At 62.2% G+C, this 19,979-nt stretch carries 17 protein-coding genes; 8 read left to right on the forward strand and 9 right to left on the reverse strand.

What is annotated here, in order from left to right; all coding sequences use genetic code 11:
* Positions 1–34: 34 nt before the first annotated feature.
* Both BBJ66_RS20005 and BBJ66_RS20010 read left to right on the forward strand, forming a co-directional pair.
* Positions 35–1,546 carry an ATPase domain-containing protein gene (locus BBJ66_RS20005; protein WP_071089171.1) on the forward strand — a complete coding sequence of 504 codons (1,512 nt, stop codon included), beginning with the start codon at positions 35–37 and terminating at the stop codon, positions 1,544–1,546.
* Positions 1,539–3,680, forward strand: coding sequence for an ATP-binding protein (locus BBJ66_RS20010; RefSeq protein ID WP_281024334.1), 2,142 nt, complete (start codon positions 1,539–1,541; stop codon positions 3,678–3,680). Before BBJ66_RS20005 ends, BBJ66_RS20010 begins: the two co-directional genes overlap by 8 nt.
* On the opposite strand, the gene mobB is transcribed toward BBJ66_RS20010, so the two are convergent.
* The 3 genes from mobB to BBJ66_RS20025 are packed head-to-tail and all read right to left on the reverse strand — an operon-like array spanning position 3,615 to position 5,677.
* On the reverse strand, positions 3,615–4,133 hold the full coding sequence (gene mobB, locus BBJ66_RS20015) for a molybdopterin-guanine dinucleotide biosynthesis protein B (protein WP_049731950.1): 519 nt from the start codon (positions 4,131–4,133) through the stop codon (positions 3,615–3,617). The two genes, BBJ66_RS20010 and mobB, sit on opposite strands and share 66 nt — an antisense overlap.
* On the reverse strand, positions 4,130–4,759 hold the full coding sequence (mobA, locus tag BBJ66_RS20020) for a molybdenum cofactor guanylyltransferase MobA (RefSeq protein ID WP_049732044.1): 630 nt from the start codon (positions 4,757–4,759) through the stop codon (positions 4,130–4,132). The genes mobB and mobA overlap by 4 nt, the downstream gene beginning before the upstream one ends.
* Positions 4,760–4,768: 9 nt before the next feature.
* A complete protein-coding gene (locus BBJ66_RS20025; RefSeq protein ID WP_049731951.1) occupies positions 4,769–5,677 on the reverse strand; it encodes a DMT family transporter in 909 nt (302 codons plus the stop codon).
* A 342-nt stretch (positions 5,678–6,019) separates the two neighbouring features.
* On the opposite strand from BBJ66_RS20025, the gene BBJ66_RS20030 reads away from it, so the two are divergent.
* Positions 6,020–6,787, forward strand: coding sequence for an SDR family oxidoreductase (locus BBJ66_RS20030; RefSeq protein ID WP_071089176.1), 768 nt, complete (start codon positions 6,020–6,022; stop codon positions 6,785–6,787).
* 213 nt (positions 6,788–7,000) lie between these two features.
* Here the strand turns inward: BBJ66_RS20030 and BBJ66_RS20035 are convergent, their stop codons facing one another.
* A complete protein-coding gene (locus BBJ66_RS20035) occupies positions 7,001–7,663 on the reverse strand; it encodes a GntR family transcriptional regulator (RefSeq protein WP_049731953.1) in 663 nt (220 codons plus the stop codon).
* A 417-nt stretch (positions 7,664–8,080) separates the two neighbouring features.
* Here BBJ66_RS20035 and BBJ66_RS20040 point away from each other — a divergent pair, with 417 nt between their 5' ends.
* From BBJ66_RS20040 to BBJ66_RS20060, 5 genes are all read left to right on the forward strand, one after another.
* Positions 8,081–9,337: an NRAMP family divalent metal transporter gene (locus BBJ66_RS20040; protein ID WP_049731954.1), complete on the forward strand. Its 1,257-nt coding sequence runs from the start codon at positions 8,081–8,083 to the stop codon at positions 9,335–9,337.
* A 124-nt stretch (positions 9,338–9,461) separates the two neighbouring features.
* Positions 9,462–10,226, forward strand: coding sequence for a LamB/YcsF family protein (locus BBJ66_RS20045; protein WP_071089178.1), 765 nt, complete (start codon positions 9,462–9,464; stop codon positions 10,224–10,226).
* A gap of 20 nt (positions 10,227–10,246) precedes the next feature.
* Positions 10,247–11,053 (forward strand): putative hydro-lyase, encoded by an 807-nt coding sequence (locus BBJ66_RS20050; protein WP_071089180.1) that lies wholly within the window; start codon positions 10,247–10,249, stop codon positions 11,051–11,053.
* Between the two features lie 7 nt (positions 11,054–11,060).
* Positions 11,061–12,692, forward strand: a complete 1,632-nt coding sequence (locus BBJ66_RS20055) for a 5-oxoprolinase/urea amidolyase family protein (RefSeq protein WP_049731957.1) — start codon at positions 11,061–11,063, stop codon at positions 12,690–12,692.
* A gap of 10 nt (positions 12,693–12,702) precedes the next feature.
* On the forward strand, positions 12,703–14,460 hold the full coding sequence (locus BBJ66_RS20060; protein ID WP_049731958.1) for an acetyl/propionyl/methylcrotonyl-CoA carboxylase subunit alpha: 1,758 nt from the start codon (positions 12,703–12,705) through the stop codon (positions 14,458–14,460).
* Here the strand turns inward: BBJ66_RS20060 and BBJ66_RS20065 are convergent.
* The 5 genes from BBJ66_RS20065 to BBJ66_RS20085 all read right to left on the reverse strand — a co-directional run bounded on the left by BBJ66_RS20065 (position 14,450) and on the right by BBJ66_RS20085 (position 19,805).
* Entirely contained in the window at positions 14,450–15,232 is a 783-nt protein-coding gene (locus BBJ66_RS20065; protein WP_049731959.1) for a glucose 1-dehydrogenase, read from the reverse strand. The genes BBJ66_RS20060 and BBJ66_RS20065 overlap by 11 nt on opposite strands.
* A 229-nt stretch (positions 15,233–15,461) precedes the next feature.
* Positions 15,462–16,250, reverse strand: a complete 789-nt coding sequence (locus BBJ66_RS20070) for an SDR family oxidoreductase (RefSeq protein WP_071089182.1) — start codon at positions 16,248–16,250, stop codon at positions 15,462–15,464.
* Positions 16,251–16,272: 22 nt separating this feature from the next.
* Positions 16,273–17,751, reverse strand: a complete 1,479-nt coding sequence (locus tag BBJ66_RS20075; RefSeq protein ID WP_049731961.1) for a sugar ABC transporter ATP-binding protein — start codon at positions 17,749–17,751, stop codon at positions 16,273–16,275.
* A gap of 28 nt (positions 17,752–17,779) precedes the next feature.
* Complete coding sequence (locus BBJ66_RS20080) at positions 17,780–18,709, reverse strand: sugar ABC transporter substrate-binding protein (protein ID WP_003540275.1); 930 nt, start codon at positions 18,707–18,709, stop codon at positions 17,780–17,782.
* Between the two features lie 115 nt (positions 18,710–18,824).
* The gene (locus tag BBJ66_RS20085) at positions 18,825–19,805 is read right to left on the reverse strand and encodes an ABC transporter permease (RefSeq protein WP_071089184.1); all 981 of its coding nucleotides are present in this window, start codon (positions 19,803–19,805) and stop codon (positions 18,825–18,827) included.
* Between the last annotated feature and the right edge of the window lie 174 nt (positions 19,806–19,979).

The following is a 19,979-nucleotide window of genomic DNA, read 5'->3' on the forward strand; positions in this document are numbered from 1 at the left end:
ACTAATTGACACTTGAAACTGAAGGAAACAATGAATGAATACTGCGCTTCCTGCCACGAAAGCCCGGACCGGGGTGTCCGGTTTGGACACAATACTGGCGGGAGGGCTTTCGACGGGCCACGTTTTTCTCCTGGAGGGAAATCCTGGAGCGGGCAAGACAACCATTGCACTGCAGTTTCTGATCGAAGGGGCGCGGCTCGGCGAGCAGGGGCTCTACATCACCCTTTCGGAAACCGAGAGCGAGCTGCGGGCCGGTGCCGCATCGCACGGCATGGCGATCGACGGAAATATCGAGGTCTTCGAACTCGTGCCTCCGGAAAGCTTGCTGGATACAGACCAGCAGCAAAGCCTGCTTTATTCGTCGGATCTTGAACTCGGTGAGTCGACACAAGAAATCTTCACGGCTTTCGAGCGGGTCAAACCGAGCCGGGTGGTTCTCGACAGCCTGTCCGAAATAAGGCTGCTGGCCCAAAGCTCGCTGCGTTACCGCCGGCAGATTCTTGCGCTCAAACATTATTTTGCCCGACAGGGGGCGACCGTCCTTCTCCTCGACGATATGACTTCCGACACGCTCGACAAGACGGTGCACAGTGTGGTGCACGGGGTGATCCATCTCGACGAGCTGGCGCCGAATTACGGCGCCGAACGTCGACGCTTAAGGGTGATGAAATACCGTGGGCAGGCCTTCCTCGGTGGCTATCATGATTTCATCATCCAGACCGGCGGTGTCGTCGTATTTCCGCGCCTCGTCGCCGCCGAACACAGGACGAGTTATGCACGCGATCAGCTTTCCAGCGGTATTTCCGGGCTGGACCTGCTCCTCGGCGGTGGGCTCGAACGGGGATCGAGTACGCTGATCCTCGGTCCTGCCGGCACCGGCAAGAGCACCTTCTCTTTTCAATTTGTGATGGCGGCCATCGCGCGCGGCGAAAAGGCGGCTGTTTTCATTTTTGACGAGGAACTCGGCTTGCTGCTCATGCGCCTGAAACAGCTCGGCATGGATCTCGAGGCCCTGAGGGATGAGGGTCTGCTGCATATCGAGCAGCTCGATGCCGCGGAGTTGTCGCCCGGTGAATTTGCCCATCGCGTATGTGCTTCCGTCGACAGGTCGGGAGCGAAAACCGTGGTCATCGACAGCATCAACGGCTATCAGGCCTCGATGCCGGATGAAAATTCGCTGATATTGCACATGCATGAGCTGTTGCAATATCTGAACAGGCAAGGCGCAAACACCTTCCTCACCGTCGCCCAGCACGGACTGGTCGGCGACATGAAGGCACCCGTCGACGTGACCTATCTCGCCGACACCGTCATCTTGCTGCGTTACTTCGAGGCGGTCGGACGTGTGCGGCGAGCGGTCTCCGTCGTCAAGAAGAGGACGGGCTACCACGAGGACACCATCCGGGAGTATCGGATCGATGCCGGCGGCCTGACTTTCGGAGAGCCCATCGTCGGTTTCCAGGGGGTGCTTCGCGGCGTTCCGGAATTCGTCTCAACGTCCGCTCCGCTTTTGCCCACCGACAACGAGGACGGCGGCAATTCCTAATTTTAACAACCCGAAGGCCCTGATCTATGCACCGGCCGGACGCGATGCCCAGGTCGCGGCATCGTTGACCGATGAGACTGGACTGCCATCGATAGCCGTTACCGATTTGACACTCTTCGCGTCATCACTCGATGATGAAATCGCGGTTGGCATTCTGACTGAGGAGGCCGTCCGCGGGAGCGACCTGAAACCGATTGCTGCCTGGGTTGCCGGTCAGCCAAGCTGGTCCGACCTGCCGTTCATCGTTCTCACCCAACGCGGTGGGGGACCTGAACGAAATCCCGCCGCCGCGATGCTTTCCGAGGTTCTCGGCAATGTGACTTTTCTGGAGAGGCCGTTCCATGCCACGTCCTTCATCAGCGTTGCGCGGACCGCACTGAAAGGCCGGCTGCGCCAATATGAAGCGCGCGCCCGGCTCGAGGCTCTGGGCGAGGGAGAGCGGCGGTTGCAGACCGCGCTCGCCGCCGGCCGCCTTGGTGCATGGGAGCTGGAACTGTCCACGATGGCCCTGTCGGCTTCGGCGACCTGCAAGGAAATCTTCGGCCGAGCGCCGGATGATGAGGTGAGCTACGACGATCTGGTTGCGAGCATCCACCCCGACGATCGCGAGCTTGTTCTGGCACGCCTGCGGCAGACGATCGATACCGGTCGCGACTATTCGATCGAACACAGGACGATCTGGCCGGATGGATCACTGCATTGGACCGAGGTGCATGCCCAGCTTTATGCGGACAGATATGGATCGGCCAGGAAGCTTGTCGGGGTCTGCTCCGATACCACCGTCCGCAAGACCATCGAGGAAAATCTGAGACGGCTCAATGAGACGCTCGAAGAGCGTGTCAGGGAACGGACCCGGGAGGTCAATGCCGCCCACCAGACCCTGCTCGAAGAGGTCGCCCAACGTGAGAGAGCCGAGGAGCAGCTTCGCCAATCCCAGAAAATGGAGGCGATCGGTCAACTCACAGGCGGCGTTGCGCATGATTTCAACAATCTGCTGATGGTGGTTCTCGGAAATCTGGAACTGCTCGGCAAACACGTTGCCGGAGATGCCAAGGCGGCGCGTCTGGTCGATGGCGCCCTTCAAGGCGCGCGCCGCGGCGCGGCGCTGACGCAGCGCCTGCTGGCTTTTGCCAGGCAGCAGGATCTGCAGGTCAAGCCCCTCGATCTGGCCGAACTGGTCTCCGGCATGAATGACCTGCTGCGGCGTTCGGTCGGATCCTCCGTCAGCATCGAGACCATTCTGCCGGCGGCTTTGCCGCCCGCCTTGGTCGATGCGAACCAGCTCGAACTGGCGCTGCTCAACCTTGCGGTCAATGCCCGTGATGCGATGCCTGATGGCGGAAAACTATCGATATCGCTGCGCGAGGAACAGGTTGCCGGTCATCACGCCGATCTCGGCGAGGGAACCTATCTGGTGTTGGCGGTGGCCGACAGCGGCACCGGCATGGACGCGGAGACGCTGAAGAAGGCAGTCGACCCGTTTTTCTCGACCAAGGAACTCGGAAAGGGCACCGGCCTGGGCTTGTCGATGATCCATGGACTTGCCGTTCAGCTCAATGGCGCACTTCTTCTGATAAGTGCGCCTGGGGTGGGAACGACCGCCGAATTGTGGCTTCCGGCGACCGAACGCTGGCCTGAGCGGCGCGCCGAGCCGGAGCAGCCCACCCCACGGGCCGCATCCAGACTGAAGATCTTGCTGGTCGACGACGATGCCTTGATCGCCATGAGTTCGGTCGACATGCTCGAAGATCTCGGCCATGAGGTCGTCGAGACAAATTCCGGTGCAGCGGCCCTGGAGTTAATCACGGCTGGTCAGCATTTCGATATGATGATCACCGACTATTCGATGCCCGGTATGACCGGCGCACAGCTTGCCGAAGCCGTGCGCGACATTCATCCGGGGCTGCCGATCGTGCTGGCAACGGGTTATGCCGACCTTCCCGCCGGCACCGATATCGATATTCCGAGGTTGGGAAAGCCTTATAATCAGGCCCAGCTTGCGAAGGAAATCGCCAAGGCGCTGGCCCGCGAGAGGGGTCCGGGGATGGGATCCGTCAGCGCGCGTGGTTCAGGGACGCTGTTCAAGGCCGACGATCGCTGCGATGAAATCGGCGATGGCGCCCGTATCGTCTAGATCGAAGACGGGCAGGGCGGTATCCGTAACGGCATGATCGGCGGCGATGGCGCGGATATGAGGATCGCTCGGCGCCAGCGGCTGGCGATTGGCGGCCTCCAGGCGGCGGGCCTCGATCTTCGGGATCGGCTCGCGCTTGTAGCCTTCGATCAGCACGAGATCGCAGGGGGCGAGACGGGCAAGGATTTCCTCGAATTCCGGTTCGGGCGCGCCGCGCAGCTCGTGCATGATGGCGTAGCGGGTGCCGGAGACGATGGTGACTTCATGGGCGCCGGCCTCGCGATGCCGGTAGCTGTCGGCCCCGACCTTGTCGATGTCGAAATCGTGATGGGCGTGCTTGATCGTCGAGATCGTGTAGCCGCGGCGGGCGAATTCCGTCACCAGCCGGACGGCGAGCCCCGTCTTGCCCGAGTTCTTCCAGCCGGCGATGCCGAAGATTTTGGGTGCGGTCATGCGCGAAGGGCCTCCAGCCAGCGTTCCGCCTCGATCAGGTCGTCAGGCGTGTTGATGTTGAAGAAGGGATCGAGCAGGCTGGCCCGGGTCGGATGCAGCGGAAACGCCACTTCCGTTACGTCATGCCGTAACAGGAAGTCGCGCACGCGGCGCTTTTCGTCGGTGGCGATCCAGGTCTCGAGATCGGCGGCGAGCGTCACCGGCCAGAGCCCGAAAACGGGATGGCTGCGGCCTTCGGAAGCGGCAATGGCGATCTGCGATGGGCGTTCGAGCGCTGCGGCCAACCGGGCGACGAGATCGGTCGGGAAGAACGGGCAATCCACAGAGACGGTGACGACATGGGTGATCGCGGGAACGGTGGCGGCATAGACCATCGCCGCATGGATGCCGGCCAATGGCCCAGCCTTGCCGGGAAACCGGTCTGGGACGACAGGCGCATCCTCGCCGGCGGCATCGGCATTGACGGCAACGGGGGCGACCTGTTGCGAAAGGCGGGTCAGCACATGGCGGAGCAGGCTTTCGGCCCCGAGCATTGCGCCCGCCTTGTCGCGGCCCATGCGCTGCGATCGGCCGCCGGCCAGCACGACGCCTGCTATATCGGATCTGTCGAGTGAGAATTCTGTCATCATCCTGCCTCAAACCGGTGATCGCGGCGCGGATTCCTGCGCGATCGGCGGCACGCGGCGCTTGGCTTCACGATAGAACGTATAGAGGCCGGAAGCGATGACGATCGCAGCTCCGAGCAGCGTCCAGTTGTCGGGCACTTCGGCGAAGAAGAAAAAGCCGAGCAGCGAGGAAAAGATAAGGCTGGTATAGCGGAATGGTGCGACGAAGGAGATTTCGCCGGTGCGCATGGCGAGGATCACCGACTGATAGCCGACGAGCACCAGCACCGAGGCGAGCAGGAGATGTCCGAGCGACGTGGCGCTAACCGGCTGCCAGCCGCCGAGCACCGGGAGGAGCAAAGCGCCGAAGACGGAGATGGAGACGGCGGTGATGACGGTGATCATCAGCGAGGGAATCTCCGGATCGATCGAGCGGGTGGCGAGATCGCGGCCGGCCGTCGTCAGCACCGCGCCGACGCAGAGCAGGGCGGCGGCGGTGAAACCTTCCGGTCCGGGGCGGATGATGATCATCACTCCGACGAGGCCGACTGTTATCGCCGACCAGCGCCGCCAGCCGACGGGCTCGCGGAAAAAGAGCGCAGCGCCGAAGGTGACGACCAGCGGCAGCGATTGCAGGATCGCCGAGGCATTGGCGATCGGCATCATCCCGAGCGCGGTGATATAGGTGACGGCGGATAACATCTCGCAGATGATGCGGAGAATGATGATCGGCTTAAGCACGAGGCGCCAGGAGCGCAGCGCGCCCATTTTCCTGGCGATCAGATAAACGAGCAGGCTGGTGAAGAGGCCACGCAGGAACATGATCTCGCCGGCATTCATATAGGCGACCACCGATTTGGAGAGAGCATCGCTCGCGGAAAAGCCGGCCATCGCCATGCTCATATAGATGGCGCCCTCAGTATTGCGTGACCGCGGCATGAAGAGATTCCCTTTACCTGTGCGCCCCTTCTTAGTCGGGAAGATACATGAAGGGAATCGGATGAATGTCACACCCGGGATAAATCGATGACGCACCGCACAATGGTGCTGACGCTGGGGTAGGTGTGTGTTTGGGACACCCAGCAAGTCAGCGTTTTACAATGCAAATTCCGATGTTTCCAACGCGTCGATCGAGACTTCCGACCTCCTTCGGCGATGAAGCTAATCACTGGCCGAGATCATCGGTCATAGGCGTTTTTCGTTTGTCCGCGCGGGAAACGGGTGGCTGCATCGCCGGATGTTTGCGATCCCGGATGCCTCGACAACTGAGGAGAAACGGACATGGCACTTCTGAACGACAAGGTCGCGATCATCACCGGCGCAAGCTCCGGCATCGGCCGCGCGGCGGCGAAACTTTTTGCGCGGGAGGGTGCGAAGCTGGTGGTCACCGGTCGGCGACAGGCGGCGCTTGATGCCGTCGTCGGCGAAATCGAGGCGGAGAGCGGGCAGGCCGTCGCCATATCGGGCGATGTCCGGGACGAGACGCTGCAGGCAAGGCTCGTCGAGACTGCGGTCTCACGCTTTGGCCGGCTCGACATAGGTTTCAACAATGCCGGCATCCTCGGCGAGATGGGGCCGGTCGCCGGGCTGTCGCTCGAGGGTTGGCGCGAAACGATCGAGACCAATCTCACCGCCGCCTTCGTCGGCGCCAAACACCAGTCGGCGGCGATGGGAAAAGGCGGCGGGTCGCTGATCTTCACCTCCACTTTCGTCGGCCACACCGCCGGCATGCCTGGGATGGCCGCCTATGCGGCTGGTAAGGCGGGGCTTATCGGCTTCGTGCAGGTGCTCGCCGCCGAACTCGGCCGGCAGAACATCCGCGTCAACGCGCTGCTGCCCGGCGGCACCGATACGCCGGCTGCGATCACCAACGCGCCCGATGCGACGCCGGAACTGCTCGCTTTTGTGGAGGGGCTGCATGCGCTGAAGCGCATGGCCCAGCCGGAAGAGATCGCCAATGCGGCGTTGTTCCTGGCCTCCGACATGTCGAGTTTCGTGACCGGGACCGCGATGCTCGCCGACGGCGGGGTTTCAATCAGCCGGACGTAGGATGGGTGAGGGCGGGATCGGCAGGCTAAAGCGCGTCGCGATCTTTCAGATTCGCTTGTCACGCTTTAGGTCTCTGTTTTTAGCATGTCTTTATCGCAAACCGCTGCACCGTTTTGCGAGACATGCTCCATGGTCGCGGACCTGTTGAAATCCATCCGTCACCGATGCGCCGCGGGCCTATGCGGCATCGAGAGGCGCGGCCCCGCGTGCGGTTCATTCGGCGCCGGCAATGCGTGAGAAAGCGGCGAGAACAGTGCGCTCAGACTGCATCAGATACACCTCAAGTGCCGCTGAGGCTTCGGCCGTCATCCCTGCCTCAAGCTTTTCAAGGATCGCCGCATTGAGGTCGACGTAAGGAGCGTGCAACAACTCGGGCTCGGAAAGCAGGCCGAAGCTGAGGCGCAGCTCTGCGGCGATCTGCGCATAAAAGATGTTCAGACGGTGACTGTCGGCGAGATCTACGATCGCCGCGTGAAAGACCATGTTCTCACTGCCGACCATGCCCCAGTCCTTGGCCTCGCGCGCGAGCTTGGCACGCGTGACGGCCGCGCGCATGCGTGCCACCGCCGGATGGTTGGGATACGCCTTGGCGAGCGCCTGGCATTCGATCACACGGCGCACGCGATAGATGTCGATGATCGAGGCCATACTGGGTGTGGCGACAAAAACGCCGCGATTCGGCTCGTGCCGCAAGAGCCCCTCTTTTGTCAGGAGGCGGAATGCCTCACGCAAAGAGTTGCGCGATACATCCAGGCCTGCACTTAGCGCTGTCTCGGAAAGGCGCTGGCCCGGCTTCAATTCGCCAGCAATCAGTTTGTCGCGGATTTCCTCCGCCAGCCGCGACGCAAGCGCCGATGTGATATTTTGTTCGACCATCAAAGCCCCTAATGCACAGGCACGGATGAAACGTCCGCGCTCTTGCGCATCGATATAGCGGTTTGCATCTCCGGGAGCCATAAGAGGAGTGGCTTGACCACGCGGGCCGGGTCAACGCCAGGCGCCGTACATGGCCCCCCGGGCAGACAGGAAACGAAAAGTCCGCAACCGCTTCCTTATCGTTGATGCACAAAAGGAGGCAAGCGCCACTTCGGATTTGGCAGCACTTGCAACAATCAAGGAAATCGCGCCCAAATGAGTTGATTGCCGCCGAATTTTGGCCGCCTGGTAGAACGATATAGAAAAATCGTTGAACAATCGTGACAGAATTGTAAAACATGTCACCGTGATGCCTGTCAACAAACCTAGGCGGGCCCGCCGAGAATTCGGCGGCGATCTGCACATAAGGAGGGGTTCATGGAACAGTCAGCCATTTCAATTGCAGCCGCTGCGCCGGCGCAGATGTCGGCCAAGTCGCGCCGCGCTGCGCTGATGGCGGCCATCTTCCTGATGGCCACTTCTGCCATCGGTCCGGGCTTCATCACCCAGACGGCGACGTTCACAACAAAACTCGGTGCGGCCTTCGCCTTCGCGATCCTTGCCTCTATCCTGATCGATTTCGTCGTTCAGCTGAACATCTGGCGGATCGTGACGCTGACGAAGATGCGGGCTTCCGATCTCGCCAATGCGGCCCTCCCGGGCTCCGGCTATCTGCTCGCAATTCTCGTCATCGTCGGCGGATTGTTCTTCAACATCGGCAACATCGGGGGCACAGGCCTCGGCATCAATGCGATGATCGGCCTTGATCCCAAGCTTGGCGGGGCGATCAGCGCGCTGCTTTCGATCGGCATCTTCCTGTCGAAGCGTGCCGGCATGGCGGTCGATCGCTTCATTATCCTGGCTGGTATCCTGATGATCGCCTTGACAGTCTATGTCGCCTTCGCCTCGGCTCCGCCAGTTGGCGACGCGCTGTTCCAGACCTTTCTGCCGTCCACCATCGATTTCGCCACCATCACCACCATCGTCGGCGGCACGGTCGGGGGCTACATCACCTATTCCGGCGCACACCGACTGCTCGACAAGGGCACGGTCGGCATCGAGAATCTCGGTGCGATCAACCGTGCAGCGCTGACCGGCATCGCCGTCACCGGCCTGATGCGCTACGTGCTTTTCCTGGCCGTCCTCGGCGTGGTTGCGGGCGGGGCGGCCATCGATGTTTCCGGCGCAGGTGCGAATCCGGCTGCTCAGGCTTTCCAGGCCGCGGCTGGCAACATTGGCCTGCGCATCTTCGGCGTCATCCTCTGGGCCGCCGCGATCACATCTGTCATCGGCGCCGCTTACACCTCGGTCTCCTTCATCACCATTTTCAAGAAAGACATCACCGAGCGGGCCCGCAACATCGCGACTGTCATCTTCATTGCCGTGTCGCTGTTCTTCTACGTGATCATCACCACGCCGCCGGCACAGATGCTGGTCTTCGTCGGGGGGCTGAACGGATTGATCCTGCCGATCGGCCTGTCGATCTTCATCTATGCGGCCTGGGCTCGGTCCGACCTGATGGGAGGCTATCGCTATCCGCGTTGGCTGCTGTTGCTCGGCGTCATGGTCTGCGCACTGACCTGGTACATGGGCTACAAGTCGATCGGCCCGATCTTCGCGCTGCTTGCCGCGTAACGGCAGGACGAGGAAAGGTGCGGGCGCCTTTGCGCCCGGGCCCGCTCTGACTTTCAGAATTGATCACGCTTTCGGTTCGCGACAGCCCGGCCTACATCGTTCGTTATTCACAGGGAGATCTGACATGACTGCCATCGATTTGAACAGCGATCTCGGCGAGAGCTACGGCGCCTGGGGCATGGGCGACGACGCCGCTATGCTGGCCATCGTCTCCAGCGCCAATATCGCCTGCGGCTTCCATGCCGGCGATCCGCTCGGCATTCTGAAGACTGTCAAAGCCGCCGCTGTCCGGGGCGTTTCGATCGGAGCCCATGTTTCCTATCCCGACCGCGTCGGCTTCGGACGGCGCGACATGGACGTCACGAGTGCGGAGCTGACGGCCGACGTTATCTATCAAATCGGTGCGCTGAAGGGCGTTGCCGCAGCCGCCGGTGTAGCCGTCGGTTACGTCAAGCCGCACGGCGCTCTCTATAACCGCATTGCCCATGATCCGAAGCAGGGTCAGGCGGTGATCGACGCCATCAGGGCGGTCGATCCGGATCTCGTGCTGATGGGCCTGGCCGGTGCACCCATCCTCAAACTCGCGCACAAATCCGGCCTCAAGACGGTGGCCGAGGCCTTCGCCGACCGCGCCTATACGCCCGGCGGGGAACTCGTTTCGCGTCGGGAACCGGGCGCAGTTCTGCACGACGCAAACGCGATCGCCCGTCGCATGCTGCAGCTTGCTCACGAGGGTACGATCGAAGCGACCGACGGCTCGACCATCAAGGTCGATGCTCAGTCGATCTGCGTCCATGGCGACAGCCCCGGTGCCGTGGCGATCGCCCAGGCAATTCGCCAGGCCTTTGAGACCGACGGGATCACCGTTCGCTCGTTCCTGGCGGCATAAGCAAATATCGGGAGGAAACCATGATTGCGATTGAGAACCTCGGCCACATCGATGCCGAAGCGGCGCGCCTCGCGCGTCGGCGCTATCGGGCCGGCAGTGTCGAGCCGACGTCGGGTGTGGCGCCGGGATTTACCCAGGCAAACATGATCGTCCTGCCGCGCGACTGGGCCTTCGATTTCCTGCTCTTTGCGCAGCGCAATCCGAAGGCCTGTCCGTTGCTCGACGTTTCCGATCCCTGCTCGCACATGACGCTTCTGGCTCCAGGAGCCGATCTTCGCACGGATCTGCCGCTCTATCGCATCTGGCGCGACGGCAGGCTCGCCGAGGAAATCGCGGATGCGACGACGGCCTGGGCGGAACATGCCGATCTCGTCAGCTTCCTCATCGGTTGCAGCTTCACCTTCGAAACGTCGATGGTCGAGGCGGGCATCGAGATCCGTCATATCACCGACAAGTCGAACGTTCCGATGTATCTGACCAACCGTGCCTGCCGCCCGGCAGGCCGGCTGCGCGGCAACATGGTCGTGTCGATGCGGCCGATCAAGGCGAGCCGCGTTGCCGATGCCGCGACGATCTCCGGCCGCTTCCCGGCGGTGCATGGAGCGCCCATCCATATCGGTGCGCCGGAAGAGATCGGCATCCGGGACCTGTCGAAGCCGGAATTCGGCGATCCGGTGCGTATCGAGCCTGGTGAAATCCCGGTGTTCTGGGCCTGCGGTGTGACCCCGCAGGCCGCCGTGATGGCATCCGGCGTGCCCTTTGCCATCACCCACGCGCCGGGGCATATGTTCATTACCGACATTCCCGACACCGCCTATCACGCCTGAGGATCCGATGCGTTTCCTGCCCGTCAACCTGACGACCCTTTTGGTCGAACTCGACGATCTCGACCAGACGCTGGCGCTGTTTGCTTCGCTCGAAACCGATCCGGTGGAGGGCATCGAAGACATAGTGCCGGCCGCCCGCACGCTGATGATCGGCTTTCGCGCAGAAAAGCTCACCGCGGAACGGCTCGCCGGCGAGATCGCCATCCGCGACCTTTCGGCCCGCATCGCGCCGTCCGACCAGTTCGTCGAAATCCCGGTTCACTATGACGGCGAAGACCTTGCCGATGTGGCGCAACTGACCGGTCTGGCAGTCGAAGAGGTCATCCGTCGTCACACCGAGAGCACCTTCACCGTTGCCTTCTGTGGCTTTGCCCCCGGTTTCGGTTATCTTGTCGGTGGTGATCCCGCGCTGCAGGTGCCGCGGCGCCAAAGCCCGCGGACCCGGATTCCGGCGGGTTCGGTCGCCCTTGCCGGCGCCTTTTCCGGCGTCTATCCGCAGGCAAGTCCCGGCGGCTGGCAGATCATCGGCACGACGCCGGAAAAAATGTGGGACCTGTCGCGCGATCCGCCGGCCTTGTTCCAACCCGGCTACCGCGTCCGCTTCTTCGATCTCGAAAAGCGGCCGGTTGCGGTTTCCACTCCGGCGACGAAGGTCGTGGATCCGGGCCCGGCCGAGTTCACCGGCGAGGCCGTGACACTAAAGGTCCTGGCCGCACCCATGCCGGCACTGTTCCAGGATCTCGGCCGCTTCGGCCAGACCGGCCAGGGCGTGTCCTCATCAGGGGCGCTCGATCAAGGGGCACTCAAGGCCGCCAACCGCATCGTCGGCAACGCTGCCGGCACCCCCTGCCTCGAAATCATCCTCGGCGGCTTTTCATTCGAAGTGTCGGGCCGGGCGGTGATGGCACTCACCGGCGCGCCTTGTCCCATATCCATCCGCGATGCCCAGGGGCGCACCATCGCCGTCGAAACCTATCGGCCTATCTCGCTGGAGCCCGGCGACGTGGTGACCCTTGGTCATGCGCCGTGCGGCATGCGAAGCTATGTTTCGATCCGCGGCGGCCTCTGCGTCGGGCCGGTGCTCGGCAGCGCCTCGACCGATACGCTTGCCGTCGTCGGTCCGGACCCGGTCACTACGGGAACGATTTTGACAGTGAAAACGGCGGTGCAGTCTCTTGACAGCGTATCGCTTTCCGAAGCGCCGGCATTCGCGTTTCCGGCTTCCGGCGAGATCGTGACGCTCGACGTGATCATGGGACCGCGCAGCGACTGGTTCACCGAGGCGGGCATCGCCAGTCTCTCGGGTCAACTCTGGCAGGTGACGCCGCAGTCCAACCGCGTCGGCATCCGTCTTTCCGGCGACACAGCGCTCGAGCGCAAGGACAAGGCGGAACTGCCGAGCGAGGGAACGGCGACCGGCGCGATCCAGGTGCCGCATAGCGGCCAGCCGGTGCTTTTCCTTGCGGATCATCCGATGACCGGCGGTTACCCGGTCATCGGCACTGTCGCCGAATATCATCTCGATCTCGCCGGGCAGATCCCGGTCAATGCCCGGATATGCTTCCGGCCCGTGACGAAGTTTGCCGAAGTTCGGCCGCCCGTGCAGGACACCGAAGCGATGGCGCCCAGAAATAAGTGAGGAGACATCCATGCAGAAAGTCCTGATCGCCAACCGGGGCGAGATTGCGGTGCGCATCATCCGGGCCTGTCGCGATCACGGCCTGCAATCGGTCGCCGTCTATGCCGATCCGGACATGGATGCGCTCTTCGTCAAGCTAGCGGACCAAGCCTACGGGCTTCCCGGCAGCCGTCCGGCGGAAACCTATCTCGATATCGACAAACTGATCGGCATTGCCAAGCGTTCGGGCGCCGATGCCGTTCATCCCGGCTACGGGTTCCTGTCCGAGCGTGCCGAGTTCGCCCGAGCCGTGATCGATGCGGGCCTCATCTGGATCGGACCGGACCCGCATGTCATCGAAGCGCTTGGCGACAAGGTCGAGGCCCGGCGCATTGCGCTAAGTGTCGGCGCGCCTCTCGTCGTCGGCAGTGACGGTCCGGTCGAGACCGCCGCGGAAGTCACCGCCTTTGCTGAGAAACACGGCCTGCCCGTTGCCATCAAGGCGGCGCATGGGGGTGGCGGACGCGGCCTGAAGGTTGCCTTGAAGATGGAGGAGGTGGCGGAACTCTACGAATCCGCCGTGCGCGAGGCCAAGGCCGCCTTCGGCCGCGGCGAGTGTTTCCTCGAACGTTTCCTCGATCGTCCGCGCCACATCGAGGCGCAGGTGCTGGCTGACAAGCATGGCAATGTGCTCGTTCTCGGCACCCGTGACTGCTCGCTACAGCGGCGCAACCAGAAGCTCGTCGAGGAGGCGCCGGCACCGTTTCTGACCGACGCTCAGCGCCAGTCGATCCACGACGCCGCGAAGAAGATCTGTGCGGCGGCCGGCTACTCGGGCGCTGGAACGGTCGAGTTCCTGCTCGGCGTCGACGGCACGATCTCCTTCCTCGAAGTGAACACGCGCCTTCAGGTCGAGCATCCGGTCACCGAGGAGACGACCGGCATCGATCTCGTGATCGAGCAGTTCCGCATCGCCGATGGCCTGCCGCTGCGCATCACCGAAACGCCTACCCCGCGTGGCCACTCGATCGAGTTCCGTATCAACGCCGAAGATCCGGGCCGTGGCTTCCTGCCGACACCCGGTGCGATCACTGTTTTCGACGCACCCTCCGGTCCCGGCATCCGTCTCGACACCGGCGTCGGCGTGGGTTCGACCGTTCCCGGCACCTTCGATTCCCTGATGGCGAAGCTGATCGTCACGGGCAGTACACGTGAGGAGGCGTTGAGACGCGCCCGCCGCGCCCTGAAGGAGTTCCGGATCGAGGGCGTCGCAACGGTCCTTCCGTTCCACCGCGCCGCGATCGAGGCCGACGAATTTATCGGGGAGACGGGATTCACGGTGCACACGCGCTGGATCGAGACCGGATTCGCCGATCGGCTTTCGGCCGTCGCCCGACCCGAGCCGGTTGCCGACGGCGACCTGATCCGCACCCACGTCGAAATCGACGGCAAGCGACATGAACTCGGCATTCCCGCGGCTCTTCTTGCCGGTCTCGGCAAACTTGCGGGCGCGGGTAACGGAGGTGCGACATCACCAAAGACCGAAGACGCAGCGACCATAACCGCACCGATTTCCGGCACGCTGCAGGCTTTCAAGGTCGAAGATGGCGCGGAGGTTGTTGCCGGTGACTTCATCGCCGTCATGGAGGCGATGAAGATGGAAACCCAGGTCACGGCATCGCGGGCAGGCAAGATTCGGATCAAGGCAGAGGTTGGCGCATATCTCCAGGCCGGAGCGGAAATCGCCCGCTTCGAGGACCCGCTGTTCTCTGCTCCGCCTATGACATGATCAACCCGCCATCGACATTGATCGTCTGGCCGGTGATGTAGGCGGCGTCATCGCTGGCGAGGAAGGTGACCAGGCCGGCGACGTCCTCGCCGGAGCCGGCGCGTTTCATCGGGATGCCTTCGACCCATTCCTTCATCAGTTCGCCGGGGGCGTAGCTGCCCAGCAGCTTGCCCCAGGCCTGGTCGTTATAGGCCCACATGTCGGTCTCGATGATGCCGGGGCAGAAGGCGTTGACGGTGATGTTTTCGGTCGCGACTTCCTTGGCCAGGCTCTGGGTGATGCCGACCACGCCCATTTTCGAGGCGGCGTAGTGCGGCGTGAAAATGAAGCCGTCGCGGGCCTGGCCGGAGGCGGTGTTGATGATGCGGCCGCCGCGCTTGTGCTTGCGCATGCGCGATATCGCCTCCTGGGCGCAGAGGAAGACGCCCTTGGTGTTGACGGCCATGACCTTGTCCCACTCGTTCTCCGTCAGGTCCTCGACGCGGGCGATGGTGATGACGCCGGCATTCTGGATCGAGACGTCGACAGAGCCGAATTCCGCCTCGGCAGCGTCATAGAGGGCGATGACGCTTGTTTTGTCGGTAACGTCGCCGATGAAGGAGATCGCCTTGCCGCCTTCGGCCCGGATCTGCTCGGCAACGCCGTGGACCAGATCCTCGTTGGCCGAAACGACAAGATTGGCGCCTTCGCGGGCAAAACGCCTGGCGATCGCCGCGCCGATGCCGCGGCTGCTTCCGGTAATGACGACCGTCTTTTGCTCAAAGCGTTTCATGCTCTTTCCTTCCCGGTATCCTGATATAAACGGCAAATCCGCGCGCGACCTGCCGTGCGATCATTGTTGAAGCTCAAGCGGCTGCGACAGCCGTTCGATCAGCGCGAAGGGCGAGCAGGCGGCGATATTGCGCCGTCTTGCCCGTTGGTCCCTTCAGCGCCTCGGTCTCAGCCAGGGAGGAAGCGAGACCGGTTCATTTTCTGTTGCCGGCAATGCGTCTTCTTATCCATCACCAGCAGCAGAAACCGCCGTCGACGAGAAGATCGACGCCGGTGACGAAACTTGCCGCATTCGACAGCAGGAACACCGCCGGACCGACCATTTCGTCGACCGCTGCCATGCGCCGCATCGGCGTCTGCTCCTCGAAAAGCTTGGTCTGATGAACCATCTCCGGACGGGTGTTCATCGGCGTTGCCGTATATCCGGGGGAGATGGTGTTGACGCGAATGCCGCGGTCGACCCATTCCATCGCCATAGACTTCGACATGTGGATCACGCCCGCCTTGGAGGCGTTGTAATGCGCCTGGCTCAGCCCCCGGTTGACGATCACGCCCGACATGGAAGCGATGTTGACGATGGAGCCGCGTCCATTCTTCAGCATGGCGCGGGCCTCGGCCTGGCAGGAAAGAAAGATGCCTTTGAGGTTGATATCCATCAACGTCTGGTATTGATCCTCTTCCATCTCTTCGGCCGCGTTCGCATTGGCGATGCCTGCGGCGTTGACGGCCAGCGTCAAGGCGCCGAGGTCCGCTTCGGTCCGTGCGACTGCTTCTCCGAGGGAAGACTTGCTCGTCACGTCAGCTGCGATCTCGATCGCGCGGCGGCCGGCGGCGCGGATATGTTCAGCCGTATTGGCCAGTCCGTCATCGGTCCGGCGGTCGAGCAGGGCCACGTCGGCGCCGCATTGCGCAAGGCCGATGGCAATGCGCTGCCCAATGCCGCTCCCGGCGCCGGTGACGATGGCAACCTGGCCGCTGAGATCGAAAAGCTTCGGGGCGTTCAGAGTGATGTCGGACACCGCTCTTCCTTTCTCTTTATGTTTAGATGGTAGCCAGTTCCATGACCGAGACGTCATTTGCCTGGTCACGATTGAGGATGCCCGCCTGCTTGCCTTGCGCAAGCACGAGAATGCGATTGGAGACGCCGAGAACTTCCTCGAGGTCCGAGCTTACGACGATGACCGCGACGCCCTGTTTGGCGAGATTGACGATGATGTCGTAGATGCCCGCGCGGGCGCCAACATCGATGCCTCTCGTCGGTTCGTCGAGCACGACGACCTTGGGATCGCGCATGAGCCATTTGGCGATCACGACCTTCTGCTGGTTGCCGCCTGATAGGTCCGAGGCGTACTGCTCGGCACGGCCCTTGACGCCGAATTTGGCAACGGCCTTTTCCGCAAAGGAGCGCTTGATGCGCGGTGTGATCCAGCCGCCGCCCAGCTTGTCGAGATTGGCGTAGATAATGTTCTCGCTGATCCGGTGCCCGACGATCAGGCCTTGCTCCTTGCGGTCTTCCGGAACCATCACGATCCCCCTGGCGATGGCGTCCGCCGGGTCGCGCAGTCTGAGTTCCTCGCCTTCCAGCTTGATCGAACCAGCACTGATCGCATCGGCGCCCGAAATCGCCCGCACCAGTTCGGTGCGGCCGGCGCCGACCAGCCCGGCGATGCCGAGAATTTCGCCGGCCCGCACCTCGAAGGTAACGTCACGGAACGAGTCGTCCGGCGAGCTTAGCCCGGACACTTCAAGCACCGGACGATCTGTCGGAACGGGCAGAGTGGGGAACAAACGGTCAAGCGGGCGTCCGACCATGCTCTCGACAATCGTTCGCACCGGGGTCGCGCTGTCGGAGAATTCCTGCACGCGCTCGCCGTCGCGAAGAACGACGATGCGGTCGGTGATCTGCTTGATCTCTTCCATTCGGTGGGAAATGTAGACGATGCCGACGCCTTCCGAGCGAAGCTTGCGAACCTGTTCGAAGAGAGCTTCCGTCTCCGCGCCGCCAAGGGCGGCTGTCGGCTCATCGAGGATCAGCAGCTTTGCGTTGAGAGCCAGCGCCTTGGCGATCTCGATGAGCTGCTGATTTGCCGTGGAAAGGCCGGCAACCTTCCGCGTCGCGGGTATGTGAAGGTTCAAGCGAGCGAGCTGGTCCTGGGCTCGGCGAACCATCTGGGCACGGTCGACGGCGCCGTTCTTCATCGGCCAGCGTCCGATGAAGACGTTTTCCGCGATAGACAGCTGCGGCAGAAGCTGCAGCTCCTGATGGATCAGGACGACGCCCTTGTCGATGGCTTCCCTCGGGGTGGCCGGGGCATAAGGCTGCCCCAGCCATGTCATGGATCCTTCGGAGGGCGTGCGTGAGCCGGCGATGATGCCCGACAGTGTCGACTTGCCCGCTCCGTTTTCACCGAGAAGTGCAACGACTTCGCCCGGATAGACGTCCAAGCTGACATCCTTCAGAACCTGGAGCGGCCCATACCACTTGGATATGCCCCTCAGGGAAAGAACGGGATCAGTCACGGCACACCTCCTCAAGACCTCAACTTTATCAGGGATGGTTGGCGATGAAGCCTGCCACGTTTTCCTTGGTGGTCAGCGTGGCATCCAGGAGCTGGACCGGCGGCACCTTTTCTCCGGCGACAAGCTTGGCGGCATTTTCAACCGCATCGCGGCCCATCTTCTGCGTCTGCTGCGTCGCCGTCACGTTGAAGACGCCCTTGCTGAGGGCTTCGAGTGCCGCGGTGTCGCCATCGAAACCGCCAACCACGATCTTCTGCGACGGATTGGCGACCTTGATCGCCTGGGCAGCGCCAAGGGCGAGACCGTCGGCCTGTGCAAAGACGATCGAAACATCAGGGTTTGCCTGCAGCATGTTCTGCATGATCTGGAAGCCTTCGTCCTGGCTCCAGATGTTCGAGAACTGCTCGGCGACAACCTTCACGTCAGGATAGGCCTTGAGGGATTCAGCGCAGCCCTTCGAGCGATCGACTTCCGGCGTCGTGCCCTTCTGGCCGTGGATGATGACCATCTTCCCCTTGCCGCCGGCTTCCTTCAGAATGTAGTCGCAGACCGCCTTGGCTGAGGCGACGGAATCCGTTGCGAGGAAGGTATCGCCCGGTGCACCCTCGGCGTTGCGGTCGACGTTGACGACCGGGATGCCGGCGCTCTTGGCCAGCTTGACCGGAACGGTCGCAGCCGCTGCACCTGCCGGAATGTAGATCAGCGCGTCGATTTTCTGGGTCAGAAGATCCTGGATCTGGTTGACCTGCGTCGGTCCGTCGCCCTTTGCGTCGACCGTGATGACTTCGATGCCGCGCTTCTTGGCTTCGGCCTCGACCGATTGCTTGATCTGGTTGAAGAAGTTTGCCTGAAGATTGGCGACGGCCAGGCCGAGCTTCTTCAGTTCCGCCGCGTGCACGGGGCCGAGCATGAGACCGAGCAGTGCAGCAGATGCGAGCATGGTGCGCGCTATTTTCATTGTATTTCCTCCGTTGTTGATGGAACCCTCGGGTATGTCCTCCCCCTCGGGGTATTGATCCGCCCCCAATTTCGGGGCGGAATTTTGGGGCCGCCAACGCGGCGGACCCTGCTCGTCAGGCGCGACGCCGACGAATGGTCTCCGCGCCGACCGCGAGCACGATGACGATGCCGATGATCACCTGCTGCAGGAACGGCGAGACGTTGAGAAGATTGAGCCCGTTGCGAAGCACGCCGATGATGAGAACACCGATCAGTGTTCCTCCGATACCGCCCGCGCCGCCGGAGAGTGAAGTCCCGCCGATGACGACAGCCGCGATGGTGTCCAGCTCATAGCCCAGACCGCTGGACGGTTGGACGGAATCCAGCCGGGCGGCGAGTACGATGCCTGCAAGCCCCGCAAGCACTGAACTTACGACGTAGACGCCAATCGTCACGAGCGGGACGTTGATACCCGCAAGGCGCGCGACTTCCGGATTTCCTCCGACCGCGTAGAGCATGCGACCTTCGGACCGGAAGTGCAGGAAAAGCCACGCCGCAAGAACAACAGCAAGCATGAGAAACACGGTGGCGGTCAACACGCCGAAATGGCGATCGATTGCCAGCATCATGAACCAGTCAGGGAATCCAACGATCTGCTGGCCGTCGGTGATCATATTGGCGACGCCGCGTGCCGCGGACATCATTGCAAGCGTGGCAATAAAGGCAGGAACCCTGAACTGCGTCACCAGAAGTCCGACGATCAGCCCAGAAACCCCCGATGCGACCAGAGCAAAAGCGATCGCGACCGGCAGCGGCAGGCCGGCGACATTGGCGGTCCAGCCCATGACCATCATCGCCAGAGCGAGGGCCGAGCCGACGGAGAGATCGATGCCGCCGATCAGGATGACGAAGGTCATTCCAACCGCCATGATGCCGAGAACGGTGATCTGGTCGAGGATGTTGAGGCCGTTTCGAACCGAAAGAAACGTATCTGTGCTGAGGCTCAGAAAGACGCACAGCGCCAGCAGTCCCACGAGCGGACCGGTCGCTCCCTTGAGCTTGCCGAGCCAGGCGCCGGACGAAAGCCCGTGTTCATTGATATCGAGCGCCACCATTGCTCCTCCCTCTGCCTAGGCTTGTATTCCGATATTTGTTCAGGCTAGAATAATTATTCACTCCTGCTGGAAAATTCATTAACAACTTGCTTTCCGGCTGTCAACAAGATTTCTGGGAGCGCTTGCGCTGATGGCATCATTTAAAAGGCTTGACTAATCGGTTTCTTGTGCAAA

Source organism: Rhizobium sp. RSm-3 (genome assembly GCF_001854685.1).
GTDB lineage: Bacteria > Pseudomonadota > Alphaproteobacteria > Rhizobiales > Rhizobiaceae > Rhizobium > Rhizobium ecuadorense.

Coding starts and splice junctions, on each gene's coding strand:
- BBJ66_RS20025 (WP_049731951.1), bottom strand. CDS start 5,677: ATGCCGCGGTCACGCAATACTGAGGGCGCCATCTATATGAGCATGGCG.
- BBJ66_RS20035 (WP_049731953.1), bottom strand. CDS start 7,663: ATGGTCGAACAAAATATCACATCGGCGCTTGCGTCGCGGCTGGCGGAG.
- BBJ66_RS20085 (WP_071089184.1), bottom strand. CDS start 19,805: ATGGTGGCGCTCGATATCAATGAACACGGGCTTTCGTCCGGCGCCTGG.
- BBJ66_RS20045 (WP_071089178.1), top strand. CDS start 9,462: ATGACTGCCATCGATTTGAACAGCGATCTCGGCGAGAGCTACGGCGCC.
- BBJ66_RS20005 (WP_071089171.1), top strand. CDS start 35: ATGAATACTGCGCTTCCTGCCACGAAAGCCCGGACCGGGGTGTCCGGT.
- mobB (WP_049731950.1), bottom strand. CDS start 4,133: ATGACCGCACCCAAAATCTTCGGCATCGCCGGCTGGAAGAACTCGGGC.
- BBJ66_RS20055 (WP_049731957.1), top strand. CDS start 11,061: ATGCGTTTCCTGCCCGTCAACCTGACGACCCTTTTGGTCGAACTCGAC.
- BBJ66_RS20040 (WP_049731954.1), top strand. CDS start 8,081: ATGGAACAGTCAGCCATTTCAATTGCAGCCGCTGCGCCGGCGCAGATG.
- BBJ66_RS20030 (WP_071089176.1), top strand. CDS start 6,020: ATGGCACTTCTGAACGACAAGGTCGCGATCATCACCGGCGCAAGCTCC.
- BBJ66_RS20050 (WP_071089180.1), top strand. CDS start 10,247: ATGATTGCGATTGAGAACCTCGGCCACATCGATGCCGAAGCGGCGCGC.
- BBJ66_RS20080 (WP_003540275.1), bottom strand. CDS start 18,709: ATGAAAATAGCGCGCACCATGCTCGCATCTGCTGCACTGCTCGGTCTC.
- mobA (WP_049732044.1), bottom strand. CDS start 4,759: ATGACAGAATTCTCACTCGACAGATCCGATATAGCAGGCGTCGTGCTG.
- BBJ66_RS20065 (WP_049731959.1), bottom strand. CDS start 15,232: ATGAAACGCTTTGAGCAAAAGACGGTCGTCATTACCGGAAGCAGCCGC.
- BBJ66_RS20060 (WP_049731958.1), top strand. CDS start 12,703: ATGCAGAAAGTCCTGATCGCCAACCGGGGCGAGATTGCGGTGCGCATC.